Below are 21,423 nucleotides of genomic sequence, written 5' to 3'. Positions count from 1 at the left end.
TCTCCATCAGGGTTCTTTCAGGGTATCCATTGATACCAACATTGGTAATAATAGCGGCATCGGAAGCATTCCTACTCGTCCGAGGAGACGTTGATGTGTCGCTCACCCGTCGTACCGTGCTCAAGTCCGCGGCCGCTGCCGTACCGATTGCTGCATTGACCACTCTGCCGTCATCGGCCACCACAAGTAGGGACCCGGCCGCGATCGGGCGGCTGGCCGAGAAGATCGAGGCCGGGATGGCGAAGTACGCGATCCCGGGCGCCGGTCTCGGCGTCTGGTACCGCGGCCGGGAGTACGTCCGCGGCTTCGGAGTCACCAGCGTGGACACCGGCGAACCGGTCTCCGCCGACACCGTGTTCCGGATCGGCTCGACCTCCAAGACGTTCACCGCGACCGCGATCATGCGGCTCGTCGAGCGCGGCCGGATCAACCTGGACCGGCCGGTCCGCGCGTACCTGCCGGACTTCGCGACGCAGGACGCGTCGGTCGCGGCACGGGTCACCGTCCGGCAGTTGCTGAACCACACGGCCGGCTGGCAGGGCGACTACTTCGAGGACACGGGACAGGGCGACGAAGCACTCGCGCAGTACGTCGCCGGTATGACGAAGGTCCCGCAGCTCACGCCGCTCGGGAAGGTGTTCTCGTACAACAACGCGGCGATCGGCGTGGCCGGGCGGATCATCGAGGTGGTGACCGGGAAGCCGTACGAGACCGCTACCCGTGAACTGGTCATCGATCCGCTGGGGCTCGCGCACAGCCGGTTCTTCCACAGCGAGCTCGACAGTTTCAGCGTCGCCGCGTCGCACAACATCGTCGACGGCAAGCCGGTCGTCGAGCCGTCATTCGATGCGATGCCACGTGCGCTGCACTCGGTCGGTGGGCTGATCTCGAGCGCGCGGGACCAGCTCCGGTACGCGCGGTACCACCTGGGGCACCGGGACCTCCCCCAGCTGCTCAGCGACCGCAGCAGGCGCGCTATGCAGTCGCACCCGGGTCCGGGCGGCACGCTGTTCGTCGAGCTGAACGGGGTGGGTGTCACCTGGATGCTGCGTCCGACCGCTCAGGGCCCGACGGTGGTGCAGCACGGCGGGGACTGGTCCGGTCAGCACTCCGGCTTCCTGTTCGTACCGCAGCGGGACTTCGCCATCACTCTGCTCACCAACTCCGAGAGCGGGCCGTCGCTGGTAGCTGAGCTGTTCGCGGACGACTGGGCGCTGCAGGAGTTCGCCGGCGTCACCAACCTGCGCGCCGTACCGCAGGAGCTGCCGCCTCGGAAGTTGGCTGCTTACGAGGGCACGTACGTCTCCCAGCAGATCGGTTTCGACGGCAAGCCGGAGGAGCTCGGTCTCGACCTCACCGCCGACAGCGGCGAACTGGTAGCCGGCGTTGGCGGACAAACTCTGTTCCGATTCGCCTTCTACCGCAAGGACTACGTGCTCGCACAGAACCCGGACGGCACACCCACCCACGTCCGCGCCAACTTCGTCCGCGGCACCGACGGACAGGTCGAATGGCTCCGGTACGGCGGCCGCCTGTTCCGCCGTCAATCAGCCACCAAGAAGGCGCTCCGGCCGGCCAAGCTTCGCCACCCCGCCACGGTCTGGTAATTCGCCTGACCCGGATCGAGACTGAATCCGGGGGTGGGTTCGGATGGACGCTGTGGGGGCGGTGTGCCGGGATGCCGTCATCGTGATCCCGGGAATCATGGGGAGTTCGCTGGCAGACGTCGAGTCGGGCGATGTCCTGTGGGGGCTCGACGATGCGAGTTGGTGGGTCAGCGCGTGGACGACCGGGAGAGCGCTCAAACGTTTGGCTGTCACCGATGACGAACGGGCGGGCCGGACCGGTCGCGTCCGTGCGACCGGGCTGTTGCGCTTCCCGGCGTTCGCGCCGGTGCTGAAGGGCTTCGAGCCGTACACCAAGTTGCTGACCGGGATCGGACGGGTGCTCGCACATCCGGATGCGTTGTGCGAGTTCCCGTACGACTGGCGGCTGTCCGTGGAACACAACGCGCACGAACTCGAGCGACTGGTCGACCGGCACCTGTCCCAGTGGCAGGCGCATCCGTCCGGCAGCGCCGACGCGAAGGTCGTCCTGATCGCGCACTCGATGGGCGGCCTGGTCGCCCGGTACTACCTGCACGTGCTCGGCGGTGCGTCGGACGTCCGTACGACGGTCACGCTCGGCACGCCGTACTACGGCTCCGTGAAGTCGGCGTACATCCTGAGCTCGGGAGACGGCCTGCCGATTCCCCGCAAGCGGCTGCGCAAACTGGTCCAGCACATGCCCGGGCTGTACGACCTGCTGCCTTTCTATCGCTGCGTCGACGAGGGAGCGACCGCACGGCGGCTCGAGCCCGGCGATATCGCGAATCTCGACGGCGACCGGGAACTTGCCGACGAATCCCTTCTGCGGCACGACAAACTCATGGAAGGGGAGGCCGGCAATCTGCGGTTGCTCATCGGCGTCGAGCAGCCGACGATGCAGAGCGTGTCGATGCGTGACGGCGTACTGACGCCCCTCATGCACACGTGTATGACCGATCCGGCCGGAGTGATCAGGGAGCGGCTGGATCTGCGTGGCGACGGCACGGTGTTCCGCCGATCGGCCGCTGGGTTCGGCGTGTCCCCCGGCACGCTCCCGCAGTCCCATGGTGCCGTTGCGGCAACCGAGGAAGCCATCTCGCATGTGCGCGACGTGCTGACCAACGACACCGCCGGTCCGCCGCTCGGACCTGGGGAGATCGGGATCTACGTACCCGACGTCGTCTCCGTAGCCGAACCGCTCACCATCACGGTGACCGGCGCGGACGCGACCGGTACGACGTGCCGGGTCGTCGACGCTTTCAGCCGTTGGCAGGTGGCGGTGCCGCCGTTGCAGCGTCGCGACGGGGCACTGATCGCATCGGTCGTCCTCAATGAGCCAGGCATCTACCGCGTCGAGGTGAAGGGCGGCGGCGCATCGGCCGTCACCGAACAGGTCATGGCGGTCCTACCTGAGGAGGCGGACCGATGAGTGAGCCCGCTTTCACGATCTATCCCATCCCGATCGCCACCTACAGCACCGAGGTACGACGGCCGTTCGCGTCGATCCCGGCCGACGCCGACGCCGAGGCGATCGCCGACCTGCTCGCGCCGTACGGCGGGGTCATGCATCCCTGGACCGACGGCCGGCCGGACGCCGACTGGGTGGAGCGGGAGCTGGGCGCCTGGGTCGGGCGGGACGGTCCGCGGAGTTCGGTCCTGGTCTGGGTCGGCCATGGCGAGTCGAACGATGAGGAGGCATGGCTGGCGTCGTACAACAGCACGCAGCGCATGCGGAGCTCGGGCCTCCCCGCGGAGAAACTGGCGAACTATCTGGCGGACGAGTGGCTCGGCCGGAGCGACGACGACGGAGCGTGGACGGTGGTCGTCATCGAGGCCTGCGGCGCCGAGCGGTTCGTCCAACTGCTCGCGGCGAAGGTCCTGTCCAAGACGAATCCGGCCCAACGCTTCGCGCTGCTCGGTGGCGGCGGCACCGGATCGAGCTTCCTCGAGGCGGTACCGAAGGCTCTGGACCTGGTGCTGAAGTCCTTCACGGCCAACGACGAGGTGATCCGGGTGGCCGACCTGGTCGGCCGTCTGGAGGACCAGCTGGCGTTCGGCTTCGCGATCCCGGTCAGGCTCGGCCACGCCCGGCCGCTGACCCCGCCGGCGCGGCCGCTCGGCGCGGGCGTGACCGCCACCCAGGACGTCTATCTCGAACTGGAGGCATTCCTTGCCAGACTGCCGAAGGATCAGCGCAAGTTCTTCGTACCCAAGGCGCAGGGGGCGGAGCTCGGTGAGCCGACCTGGTACTTCGAGGGGCGCAGCAGGGAGCATCAGGAGATCACCGAGTGGCTGCGCTCCACCGACTCCGGGCTGCTCGCCGTCACCGGACCGGCCGGCTCGGGCAAGTCCGCCGTCCTGGGCAACCTCGTCGTACACAGCAACCCGTCACTGCGCGAGCTCCTGATCCGCACCAACCGGGTCACACGGCTGGCCGCGCCGGAACAGCCGCCGGACGACGTCTTCGATGCCACGGTCCTGCTCACCGGTCTGACGACCACCGAGGTGATCAACCGGCTGGCGGCCGACCTTCAAGGGGAGCCGGACGTCTCCACCACGCTCGAAGGCCTGCGGACGGTGGTCGAGGACCGCACGGTCATGGTCGACGCCCTGGACGAGGCCCAGGCTCCGCTGGAGGTGGCCGCCGTACTGCGGCAACTGTCCGAGGTTCCCAGCTGCCGGGTAGTCGTCGGCACTCGCCGTTCGACCAACGAAGGACTCGACCGTCTGGAGCCGGTCGACACCAACCTGCTCGACGCGCTCGAACCGACCACCACCGTGACGGTGGATCTCGATGCCGAAGCGGTGACGAGGTACGTCGAGCATCGGCTGAGCGCACTGCCGATCGACCACGACACTGCGGCCGCAGCAGCGCGCAGCGTCGGAGCCCACAACCGGCACTTCCTCTACGCTCGACTCGCCGTCCACGAGATGCTCGCCCGGCCCGACTTGCTCACCCCCGCGGCGGAACCCGAGCTCGCAGAGTTGCTGGAACAGGACAACCGCGGCCTGTTCGCGACCGCGGTGGAGCGGTTGACCGTTGCCGACCGCAACTTCCGTCCGTTGCTGGAGGCCCTTGCCCATGCCCGCGGCCGGGGGCTTCCTCGGGCCGACGGCATCTGGGCCACAGCCGCCGGAGCGTTCACGGCGAGCCCTCCCGGCGAGGCCGATCTCGACAACCTGCTGGTCGCGGCTGCGCCGTACGTCATGCTCGACGGGGAACACGGCCAGAGCACGTACCGGCTCGCTCACCAGACGTTCGTGGAGCACTTCCACGCGCAAGCGTCGTACGCCGCCGGCCACCGACGGATCGCGCGAGCGCTGGCCGCGCGGCAGCGGTCGGCCCTGGACGGTTGGGCGGACGCGAACTTCTACGCGGTTCGCTACCTCGCCGAGCATCTGGTGGCCGACGCGGACCGGATCGCACCGACTTCCGCGGCGGTCGTCGACATGGTGACAGATGCCGGCTGGCTCACCCGCGCGGTCGAGCTGCTGGGCGTCGACCAGACCGACGCGGTCATCACCGCGGCCAAGTTCGTGATGGAACAGGACTCGACCCGCGACGACGTCGACGCGACGGTCCGGTGGATGACGACGTTCCAGCCCGTCGACGTGATGGAACGGACCCTCCGCCGGAGCCGGACCGCTCTCACGCGTGACCCCACCCAACTCCCGGGGCAGCTGCACGCCAGGTTGAAGGAGTATCCGGGCGCCTCGCTGACCGGGCTGGGGGATGCGGTCGGCCGACTCGCGACCACGCCTTGGCTGCGGATGGTCGAAGGCAGCCTCGATTGGAGAGCAGATCTCGAGTCGACCTACGGCACGACCGGCAAGGTCCGTGGTCTCGGCTTTGGCCACGTCGACGGCCTCCCCATGGTGGCGATCGCGGTCGACACCCGGATCGAGTTGTGGGACCCGCGGACCGGCGTACCGGATTCCAGGTCCATGATCCCGCTCGGTCACCGGGCCACGGCCGTCGCGATGTCCGTCATCGACGGTCGCCCGGTCGTGGTGACCTCGGCCGGGTACGACCGGATCCTCGAGGTGTGGGACGCCCGCACCAAGGAACGGATCGCCGCAGCTGACGTCGGGCTCGGCCACGCCATCGGGGTCGGCCGGGTCGACGGACGGCAGGTCATCGCCGGCGTCGACTTCGACCGCTCGCTGAAGATGGTCGACGCCGTGACCTTGCGCTCCTTCGACCTTGCGCCGGCACTCGAAGCCTTCGACGTCCGTGGCTTCGGGATCGAGGACGACGGTGCGTTGGTGCTCCTGGCCGTGCAGGACGAGCCCGGCCCGGACCACGCCCATCGCATTCTGCTGATCAATCCCGTCGACAGCCGGGAGGGCTGGCGGACCGATCCGATCCCGTTCGACAGCGGCAGCCTGCTGGACGTCATGGCCGGCGCCCGGATCGGCGCGCCGTTCGTGGTCGCCGCGGGGATCGGCAACCGCCTGTACTGGTTCACCGAAGGGCACGCGCACGTCGAGGAGTCGCCGTATGACGAACGCACTCGGGCCATCGCGATCGGCGTGGTCGGCGGACATCCGATCGTCGCGGCGGCACCCGACTACGACGACACCGCCCTGGTGCAGCTGCAGCAGCTCGAGTACGACGCGAACCGCGACGGAGTCACGCTTTCGCGACTTCGTAGTGCCACAACGGAGCAGTGGCACTACGACCGGTTCGTGCCGACGACAGTCCCGGAGGAGCTCGGCAACGAACCGTCGCGAAACTGGTTCGGCCCTCGGCCGCTCGACCTGGAACGGCCGGAGGCGTGGCCGCAGTCGGTCGCGGCGGCCGGTGAGGTGGACGGCGTGCCGGTGATCGCGACTGGGTCGGTCGACGGCGCCGTCTGGGTCTGGGACCGGCGGACCTTGTCCCCCGCCCGTCGGGAAGGCAAGCGTCCCCGCGCGATCGCCGGGCCGTTCGTCGACCTGCCGTCGTACGTTCTCGAGCAGGGCTGGGCTCTGCTGTACGTCAAGCCGAACCTGGAGCAGGCGACCTCTGTGGCCTTGGGCAACCTTCCCGGGTACGGCGCGGTCGTCGCCGTGGCATGCGGCGGGCGGGCGCGGCTGTACACGATCGCGGACGGGAAGCGGATCGAGAACCCGGCGGACCGCGCCTCAGCAGTCGAGTGTGTGGCGCTCGGATCGCTCAACAGGCGGACCGTTCTGGTCACCGGATCGACTGGCGGCAACGTCGCGGTGTGGGATCCGGCGGCAGGCACCCGGATCGCCGGGCTATACGTCGACGACCCGATCATCAGGCTGACCGTCGACTCCGACCGGGTCGTGCTCCGGACCGCCACCCACGGCGACTACGCCCTCGAACTCAAGGAGCCGTGACCATCCAGAGGTGCCCGTCGGGGTCGGTGAACGTGGCCATGTAAGTCCATGGCTTGCGAGTTGGTGCCGTCACCTGCACTGCCCCGGCGGCGACCGCCCTGGCAGCCAGCGCGTCGGCAGCCGCCTCGCTGTCGACCTGAACGTTGAGGATGCACTCGCTCTGGCCACTTCGCGCGGCCGGCTGGTCGCCGAGCACCCAGCCGAAGCCTTCGGTCGGGATCAGCATCATCCTGACGTCGTCGGCCAACTGGAACTGCAGCGGTTCCGGGATGCCGTCCTCGGCCGGTTCGCCGACCGGTGTCAGGCCGAGTGCCTCCTGGTAGAAGGCGTACGAGCGCGGCCGGTCCTCGATCGGGAGGCAGATGATCATCGGGTCACTCCAGCGGTGAAGCGGTCGGCGTCGCGACCGGAGAGGTGGTTGGGTGGAAGGCTACGGCCGCTGAGAACCAGCAAGAGGTCCTGTGCCGTGCCGGTGAGAGGGGTGCCGCTGCCGTAGGTCCACGTGAGGTCGGTGGCCTGCAGTTGGACACCGGACAGGTCGACACCGAAGTACTTGGCGTGCCGGGGCTGCATCGCATCGAAGACGATGCGCAGCCGCTCGGGCGGCACCTGGCGATCGATGCCTAGCGCAACGGTCACGTCAAGACCGTGGATCACGTCGTGCGACAGTGCACCCTCGAAGCCGCCGCCGGGTGGTTTCCACGGATGGTTGACGTTCTGGCGCAGACACTCGACCAGCTGCGCCGACGTCAGCGTCGCCGCATCCTGCCGCGCCTGCCGATCGGCGTACCGGTTGAACTTGCCACCGGCCCGCACCATCCCGGCCAGGAACCGCGGCGTCGAGATCCGGTACGGCAGGGTGATATGCGCAACCAACTCCCGCACCCGCCACCCGGCACACAGCGTCGACTTGTCCCAGTCCCGCTCGCCCAGCCCGGCGAGAACCTCCGCCAGCTCGGCCCGCTCTCCCGCTACAGCACTCCTGATGTCCGTCATACCCCACCGACGAACGACTCAGCCCTGGACAGACACCTCTCGCAGCCTTTTCTCCAGGTACAGGCGTTCGGCTTCTGTGGTGGCTTGGGTCAGGGCCTCGCGGTAGGCGGTGGCGGCTTCGGTGGGGCGGTTCAGGCGGCGGAGGAAGTCGGCTCGGGTGGCGGGGAGGAGGTGGTAGCCGAGTAGGGGGCCGGCGGCTAGTTCTTCTACCAGGCGTAGGCCGACGGCTGGGCCGTCTGCCATGCCGATTGCTACGGCGCGGTTGAGGGCTACTACGGGTGTCTGTGGGAGCTGGGCGTAGAGGGCGGCGATCTGGGGCCAGTCGGTGTCGGCTGCGGTTCGGGCGGTGGCGTGGCAGGCCGCGATCGCGGCCTGGACCTGGTACGGGCCGGGCTCGCCGCGGCGCAGTGCGGCGTCGAGGAGGTCCACGCCTTCGGTGATGCGCGTGTTGTCCCACTTAGTGCGGTCCTGCTCGTCCAGCGTGACCAGAGCGCCGTCCGGTGCCAGGCGGGTGTCGCGGCGCGCGTCGTGCAGCAGCATCAGTGCGAGCAGTCCAGCGGCCTCAGGTTCGTCCGGCATGAGTTGGACGAGCAGTCTGGCCAGTCTGATCGCTTCACCGCTGAGGTTGCTCCGGACAACATCGGAGTACCCCTCGTTGAAGAGGAGGTACAGGACAGCCAGTACGGCGGGTGTCCGCTCCGGCAGGAGGTGTGCGGGTGGGACGCGGTACGGGATGCCCGCGTGCTGGATCTTCTGCTTCGCACGGGTCAGCCGTTTCGACATGGTCGTCTCCGGCACCAGGAACGCCCGTGCGATCTCCGTCGTACTCAGACCGGCCAGCGTCCGCAGCGTCAGCGCCACCCGTGCCTCCATCGCCAGTGCGGGATGACAGCAGGTGAACATCAACCGCAGGCGGTCGTCCGGTACGTCGTACGGCGGCTCGGAGTCATGCGTCAACGCAGCCACCTCCTGCAGCTTCTGTGCACCCACTGCCTCGCGGCGCAGCCAGTCGATCGCGCGGTTGCGTGCGGTCGTGGTGAGCCACGCACCAGGCCGATGCGGTACGCCGTCGTTCGGCCACCGCTCCAGGGCCGCGGCGAACGCCTCTTGGGCGCACTCCTCCGCCAGCTCCCAGTTTCCGGTGAGCCGGATGAGAGTGGCGACCACCTGGCCCCACTCCTGCCGGTAGATCTCCTCGAAGGTCACACCGGCGGTTCCACCACGGGCGGTTCGAAGACCGGCCGGATCTCGATCGTGCCGTAGCCGGCCGCTGGGTGCTTCGACGCGATCTCGATCGCCTCGTCCAGGTCCGCGCAGTCGATCAGCACGAACCCGCCGATCTGCTCCTTCGTCTCCGCGAACGGCCCGTCCGTCAGCAGCAGCTCACCCTCCCGCACCCGCACCGTGGTCGCCTCGTCCGGCGGCCGCAGCCCGGCCCCACCGGCCACGACCCCGCGCGACTCCATCTCCTCCGTCCAGCCGCCGCAACCGTCATTGGCATGCGCGGCGGCCGACTCGTCGCCACAGATCATCAGCAAGTACTTCACGGTCCTCCTCCAGAGTGTCTTCACCCCACCGACGAACGGCCCGAGCGAGAACAGACACCCCTACCGTAGAAGACCGTAAAAGACTCAGCCCATGCCCTGGAGGTGGTGCAAGCCCTGGCCGGTGCGGCGTGCCGGGTCTAGCGTCGGGTCGTAGTGGCATACCGACGGGAGGGGCTGCGATGACAGGGCGGATCGTGCACTTCGAGGTTCCGTACGACGACGGCGACCGGGCGCGGGCGTTCTACCGCGACGCGTTCGGGTGGAACCTGATGGAGATGCCCGGAATGGACTACACGATGGCGTCGACGGGGCCGGTGAACGAGCAGTCCATGCCGGCCGAGCCGGGCTTCATCAACGGCGGGATGTTCCAGCGCACGGAAGAACTCAAGGGGCCGATGCTGACGGTCGACGTACCGGATATCGACGCGGCCTGGAAGACGATCGAGAGCCTCGGCGGCGAACGGGTCGGCGAGAAGCTGCCGGTCGGCGACATGGGTTTCGCGGCGTACTTCAGGGACCCGGAGGGCAACATTCTCGGTCTCTGGCAATCAGCCTGACCCCTGGGCGTCACCGTGGCCACCTAGACTGCGAAGAGTGTTGGCTCCGGTGGCGTCCTCGGGAGGACTGAATGCCTGACCGTACTCAGACCATTGCGTATCCGGCGCCCGGGTCGCGGCCGTCACGGCGGGACCCGGAGCCGTTGGCGCCGCATGTGATCGTGCTGTTCGGGGCCACCGGCGACCTCGCCAAGCGCAAGCTGCTGCCCGGCCTGGCATACCTCCAGCAATCCAAGTTCACACCGGATGTCCGGGTCATCGGGACCGCCACCGAGGACCTGACCAGCGACGAGTTCCGCGAGCGTGCGCGGAAGGCGGTCGAGACGTTCGGCACCCACAAGATGAGCGACGAGGAGTGGGCGCAGTTCGCCGACCGGCTCGAGTACGTGCCGGTGACTGCCGGGCCGGACGCGCTGGCGTCCGCGGTGAAGGCCGCCGAGGAGCAGCTCGGCCCGGACTCCCGGCGGCTGCACTACCTGTCGGTGCCTCCGAAGGCGGCGCAGGCGGTGATCGCGATGCTCCGCGACGCCGGCCTGGTCGAACGCGCCCGGGTGGTGATGGAGAAGCCGTTCGGCGACGACCTGGCGAGCGCGATCGATCTGAACGACTTCGTCCACGAGACGTTCGACGAGTCGCAGATCTTCCGGATCGACCACTTCCTCGGCAAGGAAGCCGCGCTGAACATCCTCGCGTTCCGGTTCGCGAACGGGCTGTTCGAGCCGATCTGGAACCGCAACTTCATCGACCACGTGCAGATCGACATCCCGGAGTCGCTCGGCCTGGACCAGCGCGCCACCTTCTACGAGCCGACCGGCGCGTTCAAGGACATGGTCGTCACGCACCTGATGCAGGTGATGTCGTTCGTCGCGATGGAGCCGCCGACCGCCCTGGAACCGCGGGCGATCTCGGAGGAGAAGAACAAGGTCTTCCGGTCGATGCTGCCGATCAACCCGGGCGACGTGGTCCGCGGGCAGTACTCCGGGTACCGCGGCGAAGAGGGCGTCGCGCCGGACTCGGACACCGAGACGTTCATCGCGCTGAAGGTGGAGATCGACAACTGGCGCTGGGCCGGCGTGCCGTTCTACCTGCGCACCGGCAAGAAGATGGCCGAGGGCCAGCGGATCATCTCGATCGCCTTCAAGGAGGCGCCGAAGACGATGTTCCCGGCCGGCTCGGGCGTCGGCTCGGAGGGTCCGGACCACCTGACGTTCGACCTGGCCGACTCGTCGCGGGTGTCGCTGTCGTTCTACGGCAAGCGGCCCGGTCCGGGAATGCGGCTGGAGAAGCTGTCGATGCAGTTCTCCACCCAGGAGACCGGGAGCGCGGGCGACGTACTGGAGGCGTACGAGCGGCTGATCCTGGACGCGATGCGCGGCGACCACACGCTGTTCACCACGGCCGAGGGCATCGAGTCGCTGTGGGACCGGTCCGCGCCGCTGCTCGAGGACCCGCCGCCGGTCAAGCCGTATCAGCCCGGCACCTGGGGACCGAACGCGATCCACCAGCTGATCGCCCCACGCGCCTGGCGGCTGCCCTTCGAACGCGAGTGGCGCCAGGCCAAGCAGTAACCCATTGCCGTCCCGCCGACCGAGGCGCACTATCGAGGTGTGATGTAGGTCACTAACACCTCGGAGGGTGGAGGAGGTGGGCGGATGACGGGGACCAAGACGCATCTCACTGGGGAACGGGCGCCCTGTGGGCGGCTCGGAGATGCCGATCGAAGCCAGGAAGACGACTTCGAGGGCTTCCGGCTCGACGACGTGCTGTTTGCCTGTGGGTGCCGGCAGATGCGGCACGAGTTCCACGACGGGAGCGTCAGGATCCGGACTGTGCGGCACGACGGCAAAGTGCTGGCCGACGAGCACAGCGGCGATCACGAAGCCTGACCATGGCTGACTATCACGATGTGGTCGTGGTCGGAGGTGGCGGTGCCGGGTTGAGAGCTGCCATTGCGGTGGCCGAGACCAACCCGGCACTGCGCGTTGCGGTGATCTCGAAGGTCTACCCGATGCGCAGCCACACGGTGTCCGCCGAGGGCGGTGCCGCGGCCGTGGCCGGGCCCGACGACACGCTGGACGAGCACGTGTACGACACCGTGTCCGGCAGCGACTGGCTGTGCGACCAGGACGCCGTCGAAGCGTTCGTCGCCGAAGCCCCTCGGGAGCTTCTACGGCTCGAGCACTGGGGCTGCCCCTGGAGCCGGCAGCCGGACGGCAAGATCGCCGTCCGCGCGTTCGGTGGCATGAAGAAGAAGCGCACCTGGTTCGCCGCCGACCGGACCGGGTTCCACCTGCTGCACACGCTCTTCCAGACCGCGCTCTCCTACTCCGACATCGTCCGGTACGACGAGTGGTACGTCACCAAGATCCTGGTCGACGACGGACGCGCGTACGGCGTCGTCGCGATCGAACTGGCGACCGGGCGGATCGAGACCATCACAGCGAACGCGGTGATCCTCTGCACCGGCGGCTGCGGACGAGTCTTCCCGTTCACGACGAACGCCAACATCAAGACCGGCGACGGGATGGCTCTCGCCTATCGTGCCGGCGCCCCGCTCAAGGACATGGAGTTCGTCCAGTACCACCCGACCGGTCTGCCGTTCACCGGGATCCTGATCACCGAGGCGGCCCGGGCCGAAGGCGGGTGGCTGCTGAACAAGGACGGCTACCGCTACTTGCAGGACTACGACCTCGGTACGCCGACGCCGGAACCGGTCCTGCGCAACATGGAACTCGGGCCGCGCGACCGGCTGTCGCAGGCGTTCGTCCACGAGATGGAGAAGGGCCGCACGATCGATACGCCGTACGGACCGGTGGTGAACCTGGATCTGCGGCACCTCGGGGCGAAGCTGATCGACGCGAAGCTGCCGTTCGTCCGGGAGTTGTGCTCGAAGTACCAGAACATCGACCCAGTGACTGAGCTCGTCCCGGTGCGCCCGGTCGTGCACTACATGATGGGCGGGGTTCATACGGACATTCGCGGCGAGACCCCGCTCGACGGCCTGTACGCCGCCGGTGAGGTGGCCTGCGTCAGCATCAACGGCGCCAACCGGCTGGGGTCGAACTCGTTGCCGGAGTGCCTGGTGTTCGGCAACCGGGCCGGCCGCGCCGCCGCGGTGTTCGCGGCTCGCTATCACCGGGAAGTGCCGGCGTCGATCATCGCGCAGGGCAGAGACGAGGAGCGGCGGCTGGCGGCGGAGCTGGGCCGGCGCATCGAGGGGCACCAGCGGATCGCCGACATCCGGACCGAGATGCAGGCCACGATGGAGAACGGCGCCGGGATCTACCGGGACGGCGACTCCCTGACCAAGGCCGCCCATGAGCTGGCGGAGCTGCGGCTGCGCTTCCAGCACGCGGCGATCGACGACCACAGCACGAACTTCAACACCGAACTGATCGCCTGGCTCGAACTCGGGTTCATGCTGGATGTTGCCGAGTGCATCATCGACAGCGCAGCGCTCCGGGAGGAGTCGCGCGGCGCGCACCAGCGGACCGACTTCCCGGCCCGCGACGACGACCGTTTCCTGGCGCACTCGCTGGTACGGCGCCAACCGGACGGCACCAGCCGTGTCGGGTACCTCCCGGTGACGATCACCCGCTGGCCGCCGGGCGAACGCGTGTACGGGAGATAGCGATGACAACCGAGATCACCCTGGAGGTCGCCCGCTACCGGCCGGGAGTCGACACCGAGCCGGTCATGCAGTCGTACCAGGTCCCGCTGCGGGAGCACTGGGCGATCCTGGACGGCCTCACCTACGTGAAGGACCACCTGGACGGCACGCTGTCGTTCCGGTGGTCGTGCCGGATGGGGATCTGCGGCAGTTGCGGTATGACGGTGAACGGCGAACCCCAGTTGAGTTGTGCGACGTTCCTCACCGACTACGCCCCCGGTCCGATCCGGGTCGAGCCGCTCCACAACTTCCCGGTCGTTCGCGATCTGGTGGTGGACATCGACGACTTCATGACCAAGCTGCCGAAGGTCAAGCCGTGGGTGGTCCGGGAGGTGCAGAGCCCGGTCGAGGAGGGCGAGTACCTGCAGACACCGGAGGAGCTGGACGAGTACCAGCAGTTCAGCATGTGCATCAACTGCATGCTGTGCTACTCGGCCTGCCCGGTCTACAGCCTCGAGCCGGACTTCCTCGGCCCGGCGGCGATCGCTCTGGCGCAGCGCTACAACCTCGACTCGCGCGACGAGGGTGCGGACGAGCGTCGCGACGTACTGTCTTCGCCGGAAGGGATCTGGGCCTGCACGTTCGTGGGTGAATGCAGCGCTGTCTGCCCGAAGGGCGTGGATCCGGCCGGGGCGATCCAGCGGTACAAGCTGACGGCTGCGACGCAGTCGATCAAGGAACTGCTGATGCCGCGTTCGCGGAGAAAGCGATGAGTGTCTACCAGCGGCCGATTCACCTGTTCTGGTGGCTAGAGCGCCGTGCGTACGTGCTGTTCGTACTGCGTGAGCTCAGCAGCGTCTTCGTCGCGTGGTTCGTGGCGTTCCTGCTGTTGCTGGTGAATGCGATCAGCGACGGCGCCGCGTCGTACCAGCGCTTCCTTGACTGGAGTGGTCAGTGGTGGGTGGTCGCGATCAACGTGGTCGCGATGCTGTTCGTGCTGCTGCACGTGGTGACGTGGTTCGGGCTCGCGCCACGGGCGATGGTGATCAAGGTGCGCGGCAGCCGGATCCCGGCGCGGCAGATCGTTGCCGCGCACTACCTGGCCCTGGTGGTGTTGTCGGGCGCCGTCGCGTGGCTGGTCCTGCGATGAACCGCCGCCGCTCCCCCGAGCCCTTCTTGTGGATGCTGTTCAGCTCCGGCGGCATGGTGGCCGCACTCATGGTGCCGATCCTGCTGTTCCTGTTCGGCATCGCGTTCCCACTCGGCCTGCTGTCGGCGCCATCGCATGCCCACCTGTACGCCGTACTGCACAATCCACTGACCCGCCTCGTGCTGTTCGGCCTGTGCGCGCTCGCGCTGTTCCACTGGGCGCACCGCTTCCGCTACACGCTGTACGACGGCCTACAGCTGAAGCGGTACGCCGTACCAATCGTTCTCCTGTGCTACGGCGGCGCCGTTGTGGGATGTGTCATCGCGGCCGGACTGCTGCTGACGGTCTGACATAAGCTGCGCCGCATGCGGGAGATTGTGGTTGTTGGGGTCGGTGCGGGTGATCCGGAGCAGGTGACGATGCAGGCTGTGTCGGCGCTGAACCGGGTCGACGTGTTCTTCGTGCTGGACAAGGGCGAGGTCAAGCAGGAGCTGGTGGAGCTGCGGTCGGAGATCCTGCGGCGGTACGCGACGTCGAAGGAGTACCGGGTCGTCGTCGGGCAGGACCCGGAGCGGGATCGTACGACGTCGGCGTACGTCGAGGCGGTCGACGACTGGCGGCGGCGCCGGGCCGACGTGTGCGCGGACCTGATCGCGACCGAGCTGGGCGAGGACCAGGTGGGGGCGTTCCTGGTGTGGGGCGACCCGTCGCTGTACGACAGCACGCTGGCGATCCTCGACGACATTCTCTTGCGTGGGGAGCTTGCTTTCGAGGTCGAGGTGCTTCCCGGGATCAGCAGCGTGTCGACACTCGCCGCGCGGCACCGGGTCGGGCTGAACCAGGTCGGGCGGCCGATCCAGATCACCACTGGCCGGCGGTTGGCGAAGGAGTGGCCGGACGGGGTGGACGACGTCGTGGTGATGCTCGACGCGCAGACTGCGTTCACTGAGCATGTTGATCAGGACGCTGACATTTACTGGGGTGCATACCTCGGTACGCCCGACGAGCTGCTGATCTCGGGTCCGCTGCGGGAAGTCGCGCCGGAGATCGAGAAGGTCCGCGCGGAGGCCCGAGAACGCAAGGGCTGGATCATGGACACCTACCTGCTACGTAGACCAAAGTCTTAGTGCTTCTGGCCGCCCGACCGAAGCCGTCGGTGCGTTGTCCGGTCGAGGCTGCCGGTATGACGAAAAGACTCTTGGCGATGATCGCGGCCGCGGTGGTTCCGGCCGGGCTGTTGGTGGGGTTCGCGGATACCGGTGAAGCTGCGCAACCGGATGCCGTGCGGACCGACAAAGGGCTGGTGGCTAGTACGACCGTTGGGGATGCGTTGGTGTATGACGGGATTCCGTACGCGGCTCCTCCGGTTGGGGTGTTGCGGTGGAAGGCGCCGCAGCCGGCTGAGCCGTGGGCCGGTGTTCGAGCGTCCAAGGTGGGTAGCGTCTGTGCGCAGCAGGCGAACTCTGAGGCGCCGGACGGTTCGACTGCCGAGGACTGCCTGTATCTGAACGTGACGACTCCCGCCAGGCCGTCCGTGAAACCACGGGCCGTCGTGGTGTGGATCCCCGGCGGCGGGTTCTTCTCCGGGGCCGGCAGCAGCTACGAGGCGTCGAAGCTCGCCGCCCGCGGTGACGTGGTCGTTGTCACGGTCAACTACCGCCTCGGCATCTTCGGCTTCTTCGGGTACCCAGGCCTGCCGGGCTCCGGAACGTTCGGCCTCCAGGACCAGCAGGCCGCCCTGCGCTGGGTGCAGCGCAACGCGAGTGCGTTCGGCGGCGACCCACGCAACGTCACAGTGGCGGGTGAGTCCGCCGGCGGGATGAGCGTGTGCGCACAGCTGACCTCCCCGACCGCCACCGGCCTGTTCGCGAAGGCGATCATGCAGAGCGGCTCGTGCGCCTTCAACTGGGCCGACAACAGCCAGTACCCAGGCCAGTCCGCTGACGCGCCCTGGGTCCCGGTCAGCCGCGTACAGGCGACCGGCAAGGAGTGGGCCGACAGCAAGCACTGCACAACACTCGACTGTCTGCGCGACCTGAAGCCCGACGTACTGGTGGACGACCAACTCCAGTTCACGCAGATCGGGTACGGCGGGACTCCCGTCGTACCGTTCAGCCCGGCGAAGGCGATGAAGGCCGGACTGTTCCACCGGGTGCCGATCATCTCGGGGAACAACCACGACGAAGCGAACGGCTGGCTGGCCGCGTTCGGGGACATCAAGGACTACCCGGGGCTGGTGAAGAACATGGTCGGCGCGCAGAAGGCGGCCCAGGTACTACGGCAGTACCCGCAGTCGCGCTACGAGTCGCCAGCTGCCGCGTGGGGTGCTGTGACGACGGACCGGATCTGGTCCTGCACACAGGTCGCGACGGACCAGCAGGCGGCGCGTAAGGTCCCGGTGTACGCGTACGAGTTCGCCGACAAGCACTCCCCGATCGCTGCACCCGGGCTGGGAGCCGCACACGCCATGGAGCTCCCGTACCTGTTCCGGCTCGGCGGATACGACTTCCCGATGTCGGAGACGCAGCAGACGCTGTCGAACCAGATGATCGACTACTGGACGGCGTTCGCGCGGACCGGCAACCCGAACGGACCGGACCGGCCGCACTGGTCTCCTACCGGCGCACAGACGGTCAACGGGCTCTCACTCGCACCGACGGACCAGGGCGGCATCCAGCGAGTCAATCTGTCTGCTGAGCACCAGTGCGGGTTCTGGAGCGGCCTTTCCACACCCGCATGAAGACAGGCGACAACAGCAGCAGCAACATCGCGTAGAAGTGCACGCCTGGCACCAGCGACGCCAGGAGGTAGGCGAGCACGGTCAACCCGGTCAGCAGCAGAGAGCTCACCAGCTCCTGCTTGCCGACCGGATTGTCCGGGCTCTCCAACTCCTTGTGACCGTGGACCATCCAGGTGAGCGTGGACTGACACACACTGAGCGCCAGGATCGTGCCGATGTAGAGACCCGCGGTGAACCGGTCGCTCTCGAAGGCACCGATGATCTCGGTCGGAAACGGCAGTACGACGATCGTGAGCAACCACAGCAGGTTCACCCGCATCATGGCCGGGGTGTACGCGCGGATGTGCTCGAACAGCCGGTGGTGCCCCAGCCAGAAGCTCGCGATCACCACGAAGCTCAACAAGAACGTGAAGATCTCCTGGCGGTGCTCACTGATCACACTGACCGCGTCACCGCCCTCCGCCTTCACCTCGGGTACGAGGTCGACCAGCGGCAGGATCAGCAACGTGATGGCGATCGCGACCACCGCGTCCGTGAACAGCACCAGGCGGTCGGGATCTCTCGACGTACTCACGGCGGAAGACTAGCGCTCCGTACGGAGCAGGCTGACCGACAACAGGGTCGCCGCCAGCACGAAACCGGCTGCTGCGAGCCACGCGGCACCGTACCCGTCGCGTAGTGCCAGCAGGTCGCCCGCACCCTCCGCGAGGCGGCTGGTGGTCGTGGATGCGGCCAGCGTGGCCAGTACTGCGGTGCCGACGGCGGCACCGGCTTGCTGGGCGGTGTTGTTGAGTCCTGAGGCCAGTCCGGCGTCACCAGCGTCCGCACCGGACATGGCCAGCATGATCGAGGCCGGGATGGCCACACCGATGCCGGCACCCATCACGGCGAGCACTGGTCCGACGTTGACGACGTACGAGCCGTCTACTGGGGCACGGCTGATCCAGAGCAGCGCGAGCATGAACACGACCAGTCCAGCGATCAGCATCTTGCGCGGACCGAAGCGGACCGTCAGGCGCGGCGCCAGGGACAGCGACATGAGCGCGTTCATCAGCGGCGCGGGCAGGAACGCGAGGCCGGTGGTGAGCGAGTCGTAGCCGAGGACCCGCTGCACGTAGAGCGCGGTGGTGAACTGGAAACCGAAGCCGGCTGCGAAGAGCAGTACGACCACACCGTTGGCCACGGTGAGTTGACGGCGACGGAAGATGCGCAGGGCAAGCAACGGGTTCTTGATCCGCGCCTGGCGCACGACGAAGGCGGCCAGCAGCAGGAGCGACGCTGCGGCCTGCACCAGCGTGCGAGTCAGCGTCGCCTGCGGTTCTGCGGTCTGGACGATCGTGTAGACGCCCAGAGAGAGCCCTGCGGTCACCAGTACGGCGCCCAGTACGTCAGCACCGTTGGCGAGGCCGAGTCCGGGCTGGTGTGCAAGGAGCCGTACGGCGAACGCCAGTGAGATCACACCGATCGGGACGTTGATCAGGAACGCCCAGTGCCAGCCGATGGTCTGGGTGATCACACCACCGAAGATGAGCCCGATCGACGCGCCACTGGCGGCTGTGAAGCTGTAAACGCCCATGGCGCGCGCCTGCTCGCCGGGAGCCGGGTAGAGGCTCACGATCATGCCCAGGATCACTGCCGAGGCCAGCGCCCCGCCTACGCCCTGCAGGAACCTGCCGGCGATCAGCACCTCCGCACTGCCCGCCACCCCGCACAGCAACGACGCAGCCGTGAACAACCCGAGCCCTGCGACGAAGACTCGTTTGCTCCCGATCAGATCCCCGATCCGCCCCGCCAGCAGCAGCAGTCCGGCGAACGCGATCAGGTACGAGTTCATCACCCAGGCCAGCCCCGCCTGCGAGAACCCGAGATCCGCCTGAAGCGTCGGCAACGCGACCGTCACCACGGTCCCGTCCAAGATGATCATCAACTGCATCACACACAGGACGACGAGCGCCTTCCCGCGCGCCCGCACCCCCACCGAATCCACCACAGCCACAGCTCTCTCCCATCACATAGCCCGATGAGAGAGACCATAACAGATAGTCTCGTAGTAGACGATCTTCTATTGGACGACCTGGTGTTCAGCTGGTGCGTTGGCGGGAGCGGCGTACGGGCTGGGCGGTGGTGGGGGTGGCCAGCGGGCCGTCCACCAGGGTGGTGATGGAGTCCACGAAGGTCTTGCGGTGCTGGGCGGTGAGGGCTTCCAGGGCGTCGGCGTGGACGCGGTCGACGATCTGCTGGCCGGCGGCGGCGATCTCGGCGCCGGCGTCGGTGACGGCGATGATGCGGGCGCGGCGGTCGGTCGCGGACGGCCGGCGTTCGGCGTACCCGGCCTTCTCGAGCGCGTCGACGGTGACCACCATCGTGGTCTTGTCCATGTAGGAGAGCTCGGCGATCTGGATCTGCGTGCGTTCGGCCTCGAGCGCGTGCCGCAGTACGCACTGCATCCGCAGCGTCAGGCCGATCTCCGCCAGCGCCGCGGACAACTGGGTCTCCAGGACGTGGCCGGCGTGCGTGAGGTAGCCGGTGAGGTCGGGCACGGTACGTTCCGGAAGCTGCGCCATACCTTCGAGGGTAGCGCGAGATGATCCGCCCACAGATGATCCCGAGCCGGATCATTCCTCGATCGCGGAAATGCGACGGCTTGGTGTCTGCTGAGCGGGGTGTCGCGAAATCGCGAGCCGGGCGGTGTTACGGGCAGTTGCCTGGAAGACATGACTGTTCTGACTACCCAGGCCGCACCACGAGCCCTTCAGTGGTTCGGGGTCGGCGCGGTGACGCTGGGCATCTTCGCGATCGTCACCACCGAGATCCTCCCGATCGGCCTGCTCAGCCCGATCGGCGCCGACTTCGCGCTCACCCCGGGCCGCACCGGCTGGCTGATGACGATGCCCGGTCTGGTCGCCGGCGTCGCCGCACCTGTCGTGACGCTCGCGACAGCTCGGCTGGACCGACGCCTGATGCTCTGCGCCCTCATGGTCCTGCTCGCCGTCGCGGGCTTCCTCGCGGCAGCCGCACCGGTCTTCTTGCTCGAGCTGGTCGCACGCTTCCTCGTCGGCCTGACCATCGGCGGCTTCTGGTCCATCGGCGCCGGTCTCGCCGGACGGCTCGTCCCGGAGCGCTGGGCGCCGCGGGCGACAGCCGTCATCTTCTCCGCAGTCCCCCTCGGCTCAGTGCTCGGCGTACCAGCAGGCACGTTCGTCGGTGAGCTCGCCGGCTGGCGTACGTCGTTCGCAGCGCTCGGCGTACTCGCCGTACTGGCACTGGTCGCACTACGCACTACCGTGTCGCCACTGCCACCGTTGCAGGTCACCCACGCCGCAGTACTCCGCAAGGCATTCCGTAGCAGCCGGACCGCCCTCGTCGTCACCTGTCTGATCGTCACGGCACACTTCGCGACCTACACCTACGTCACGCCGTTCCTGCGCGAGGTGGTACGTCCAGAGCTCATCGGCCTGTTCCTACTCGTCTACGGCGCCGCCGGTCTGGTCGGCAACGTCGTCGCGGGCCTGTGGGCAGCCCGCAACCTCCTCACCACGTTCGCCACCTGTGCCGCACTGATCGCCGCAGCAACGCTCCTCATGCCCGTGGCGGGCCGCAGTACGGCGGGAGCGTTGCTGCTCCTCGTGGTCTGGGGACTCGGGTACGGCGGCGTACCGGTCTGCTCGATGACCATGTTCGCGCAGGCTGTGCCGGAGTCACGAGAGGCGGCGACCGTGTGGTTCACCTCCTCGTTCCAAGCGGTGTTGTCGGCCGGGGCGCTGCTCGGTGGGCTCGTGGTGGACACGTGGTCGGTGCCGGTGGCGATGGTGGCCGGAGGCGGGTGTGCGGTGGTGGCGGTCGGGTTCCTGCTGTGGGCCAGAACACACGAGGTTCCGGGGACGTAGC

Annotated in this window: 20 protein-coding genes; 13 read left to right on the top strand and 7 right to left on the bottom strand. The window is 67.9% G+C overall.

From position 1 onward, the window contains the following. The first annotated feature begins 95 nt into the window (after positions 1-95). The 3 genes from ACLJOO_RS38065 to ACLJOO_RS38055 are packed head-to-tail and all read left to right on the top strand — an operon-like array spanning position 96 to position 6,935. Positions 96-1,607 carry a serine hydrolase domain-containing protein gene (locus ACLJOO_RS38065; RefSeq protein ID WP_410792631.1) on the top strand — a complete coding sequence of 504 codons (1,512 nt, stop codon included), beginning with the start codon at positions 96-98 and terminating at the stop codon, positions 1,605-1,607. A gap of 43 nt (positions 1,608-1,650) precedes the next feature. Beyond that, positions 1,651-3,015, top strand: coding sequence for an esterase/lipase family protein (locus ACLJOO_RS38060; protein ID WP_410792629.1), 1,365 nt, complete (start codon positions 1,651-1,653; stop codon positions 3,013-3,015). Then, positions 3,012-6,935 (top strand): hypothetical protein, encoded by a 3,924-nt coding sequence (locus ACLJOO_RS38055; protein ID WP_410792627.1) that lies wholly within the window; start codon positions 3,012-3,014, stop codon positions 6,933-6,935. Before ACLJOO_RS38060 ends, ACLJOO_RS38055 begins: the two co-directional genes overlap by 4 nt. On the opposite strand, the gene ACLJOO_RS38050 is transcribed toward ACLJOO_RS38055, so the two are convergent. The 4 genes from ACLJOO_RS38050 to ACLJOO_RS38035 are packed head-to-tail and all read right to left on the bottom strand — an operon-like array spanning position 6,922 to position 9,478. Further along, positions 6,922-7,305, bottom strand: a complete 384-nt coding sequence (locus ACLJOO_RS38050; RefSeq protein WP_410792625.1) for a VOC family protein — start codon at positions 7,303-7,305, stop codon at positions 6,922-6,924. The two genes, ACLJOO_RS38055 and ACLJOO_RS38050, sit on opposite strands and share 14 nt — an antisense overlap. Beyond that, the gene (locus ACLJOO_RS38045) at positions 7,302-7,931 is read right to left on the bottom strand and encodes a maleylpyruvate isomerase family mycothiol-dependent enzyme (protein WP_410792624.1); all 630 of its coding nucleotides are present in this window, start codon (positions 7,929-7,931) and stop codon (positions 7,302-7,304) included. The genes ACLJOO_RS38050 and ACLJOO_RS38045 overlap by 4 nt, the downstream gene beginning before the upstream one ends. A gap of 18 nt (positions 7,932-7,949) precedes the next feature. Next, a complete protein-coding gene (locus tag ACLJOO_RS38040; protein ID WP_410792622.1) occupies positions 7,950-9,137 on the bottom strand; it encodes an RNA polymerase sigma factor in 1,188 nt (395 codons plus the stop codon). Continuing rightward, entirely contained in the window at positions 9,134-9,478 is a 345-nt protein-coding gene (locus ACLJOO_RS38035; protein ID WP_410792620.1) for a YciI family protein, read from the bottom strand. Before ACLJOO_RS38035 ends, ACLJOO_RS38040 begins: the two co-directional genes overlap by 4 nt. A 179-nt stretch (positions 9,479-9,657) precedes the next feature. On the opposite strand from ACLJOO_RS38035, the gene ACLJOO_RS38030 reads away from it, so the two are divergent. From ACLJOO_RS38030 to ACLJOO_RS37990, 9 genes are all read left to right on the top strand, one after another. After that, positions 9,658-10,035 carry a VOC family protein gene (locus ACLJOO_RS38030; protein ID WP_410792618.1) on the top strand — a complete coding sequence of 126 codons (378 nt, stop codon included), beginning with the start codon at positions 9,658-9,660 and terminating at the stop codon, positions 10,033-10,035. A 71-nt stretch (positions 10,036-10,106) separates the two neighbouring features. Further along, positions 10,107-11,603, top strand: a complete 1,497-nt coding sequence (gene zwf / locus ACLJOO_RS38025; RefSeq protein ID WP_410792616.1) for a glucose-6-phosphate dehydrogenase — start codon at positions 10,107-10,109, stop codon at positions 11,601-11,603. A gap of 84 nt (positions 11,604-11,687) precedes the next feature. Then, positions 11,688-11,921, top strand: a complete 234-nt coding sequence (locus ACLJOO_RS38020; protein ID WP_410792614.1) for a hypothetical protein — start codon at positions 11,688-11,690, stop codon at positions 11,919-11,921. A 2-nt stretch (positions 11,922-11,923) separates the two neighbouring features. Further along, positions 11,924-13,666, top strand: coding sequence for a fumarate reductase (quinol) flavoprotein subunit (gene frdA, locus ACLJOO_RS38015; RefSeq protein WP_410792613.1), 1,743 nt, complete (start codon positions 11,924-11,926; stop codon positions 13,664-13,666). 2 nt (positions 13,667-13,668) lie between these two features. Then, entirely contained in the window at positions 13,669-14,418 is a 750-nt protein-coding gene (locus ACLJOO_RS38010) for a succinate dehydrogenase/fumarate reductase iron-sulfur subunit (RefSeq protein WP_410792611.1), read from the top strand. Further along, positions 14,415-14,795 carry a fumarate reductase subunit C gene (locus tag ACLJOO_RS38005; protein ID WP_410792609.1) on the top strand — a complete coding sequence of 127 codons (381 nt, stop codon included), beginning with the start codon at positions 14,415-14,417 and terminating at the stop codon, positions 14,793-14,795. Before ACLJOO_RS38010 ends, ACLJOO_RS38005 begins: the two co-directional genes overlap by 4 nt. Further along, complete coding sequence (frdD, locus tag ACLJOO_RS38000; protein WP_410792608.1) at positions 14,792-15,145, top strand: fumarate reductase subunit FrdD; 354 nt, start codon at positions 14,792-14,794, stop codon at positions 15,143-15,145. Before ACLJOO_RS38005 ends, frdD begins: the two co-directional genes overlap by 4 nt. Before the next feature lie 15 nt (positions 15,146-15,160). Then, positions 15,161-15,922, top strand: coding sequence for a precorrin-6A synthase (deacetylating) (gene cobF, locus ACLJOO_RS37995; protein WP_410792607.1), 762 nt, complete (start codon positions 15,161-15,163; stop codon positions 15,920-15,922). A 56-nt stretch (positions 15,923-15,978) separates the two neighbouring features. After that, positions 15,979-17,535 (top strand): carboxylesterase/lipase family protein, encoded by a 1,557-nt coding sequence (locus ACLJOO_RS37990; protein WP_410792605.1) that lies wholly within the window; start codon positions 15,979-15,981, stop codon positions 17,533-17,535. On the opposite strand, the gene ACLJOO_RS37985 is transcribed toward ACLJOO_RS37990, so the two are convergent. The 3 genes from ACLJOO_RS37985 to ACLJOO_RS37975 all read right to left on the bottom strand — a co-directional run bounded on the left by ACLJOO_RS37985 (position 17,477) and on the right by ACLJOO_RS37975 (position 20,099). Next, positions 17,477-18,109 carry a TMEM175 family protein gene (locus tag ACLJOO_RS37985; protein ID WP_410792604.1) on the bottom strand — a complete coding sequence of 211 codons (633 nt, stop codon included), beginning with the start codon at positions 18,107-18,109 and terminating at the stop codon, positions 17,477-17,479. The genes ACLJOO_RS37990 and ACLJOO_RS37985 overlap by 59 nt on opposite strands. Before the next feature lie 9 nt (positions 18,110-18,118). After that, positions 18,119-19,531: an MFS transporter gene (locus ACLJOO_RS37980; RefSeq protein WP_410792602.1), complete on the bottom strand. Its 1,413-nt coding sequence runs from the start codon at positions 19,529-19,531 to the stop codon at positions 18,119-18,121. A gap of 85 nt (positions 19,532-19,616) precedes the next feature. Then, positions 19,617-20,099: a MarR family winged helix-turn-helix transcriptional regulator gene (locus ACLJOO_RS37975; protein WP_410792600.1), complete on the bottom strand. Its 483-nt coding sequence runs from the start codon at positions 20,097-20,099 to the stop codon at positions 19,617-19,619. A 150-nt stretch (positions 20,100-20,249) separates the two neighbouring features. Between ACLJOO_RS37975 and ACLJOO_RS37970 the strand changes: the two genes are divergently transcribed. Next, positions 20,250-21,422 carry an MFS transporter gene (locus ACLJOO_RS37970; RefSeq protein ID WP_410792598.1) on the top strand — a complete coding sequence of 391 codons (1,173 nt, stop codon included), beginning with the start codon at positions 20,250-20,252 and terminating at the stop codon, positions 21,420-21,422. Position 21,423 lies beyond the last annotated feature (1 nt).

Origin of the sequence: Kribbella sp. C-35, assembly GCF_046549195.1 — a bacterium.
GTDB lineage: Bacteria > Actinomycetota > Actinomycetes > Propionibacteriales > Kribbellaceae > Kribbella.
Note: the sequence above shows the minus strand (reverse complement) of the source record. Positions and strands in the feature narration are given on the sequence as shown.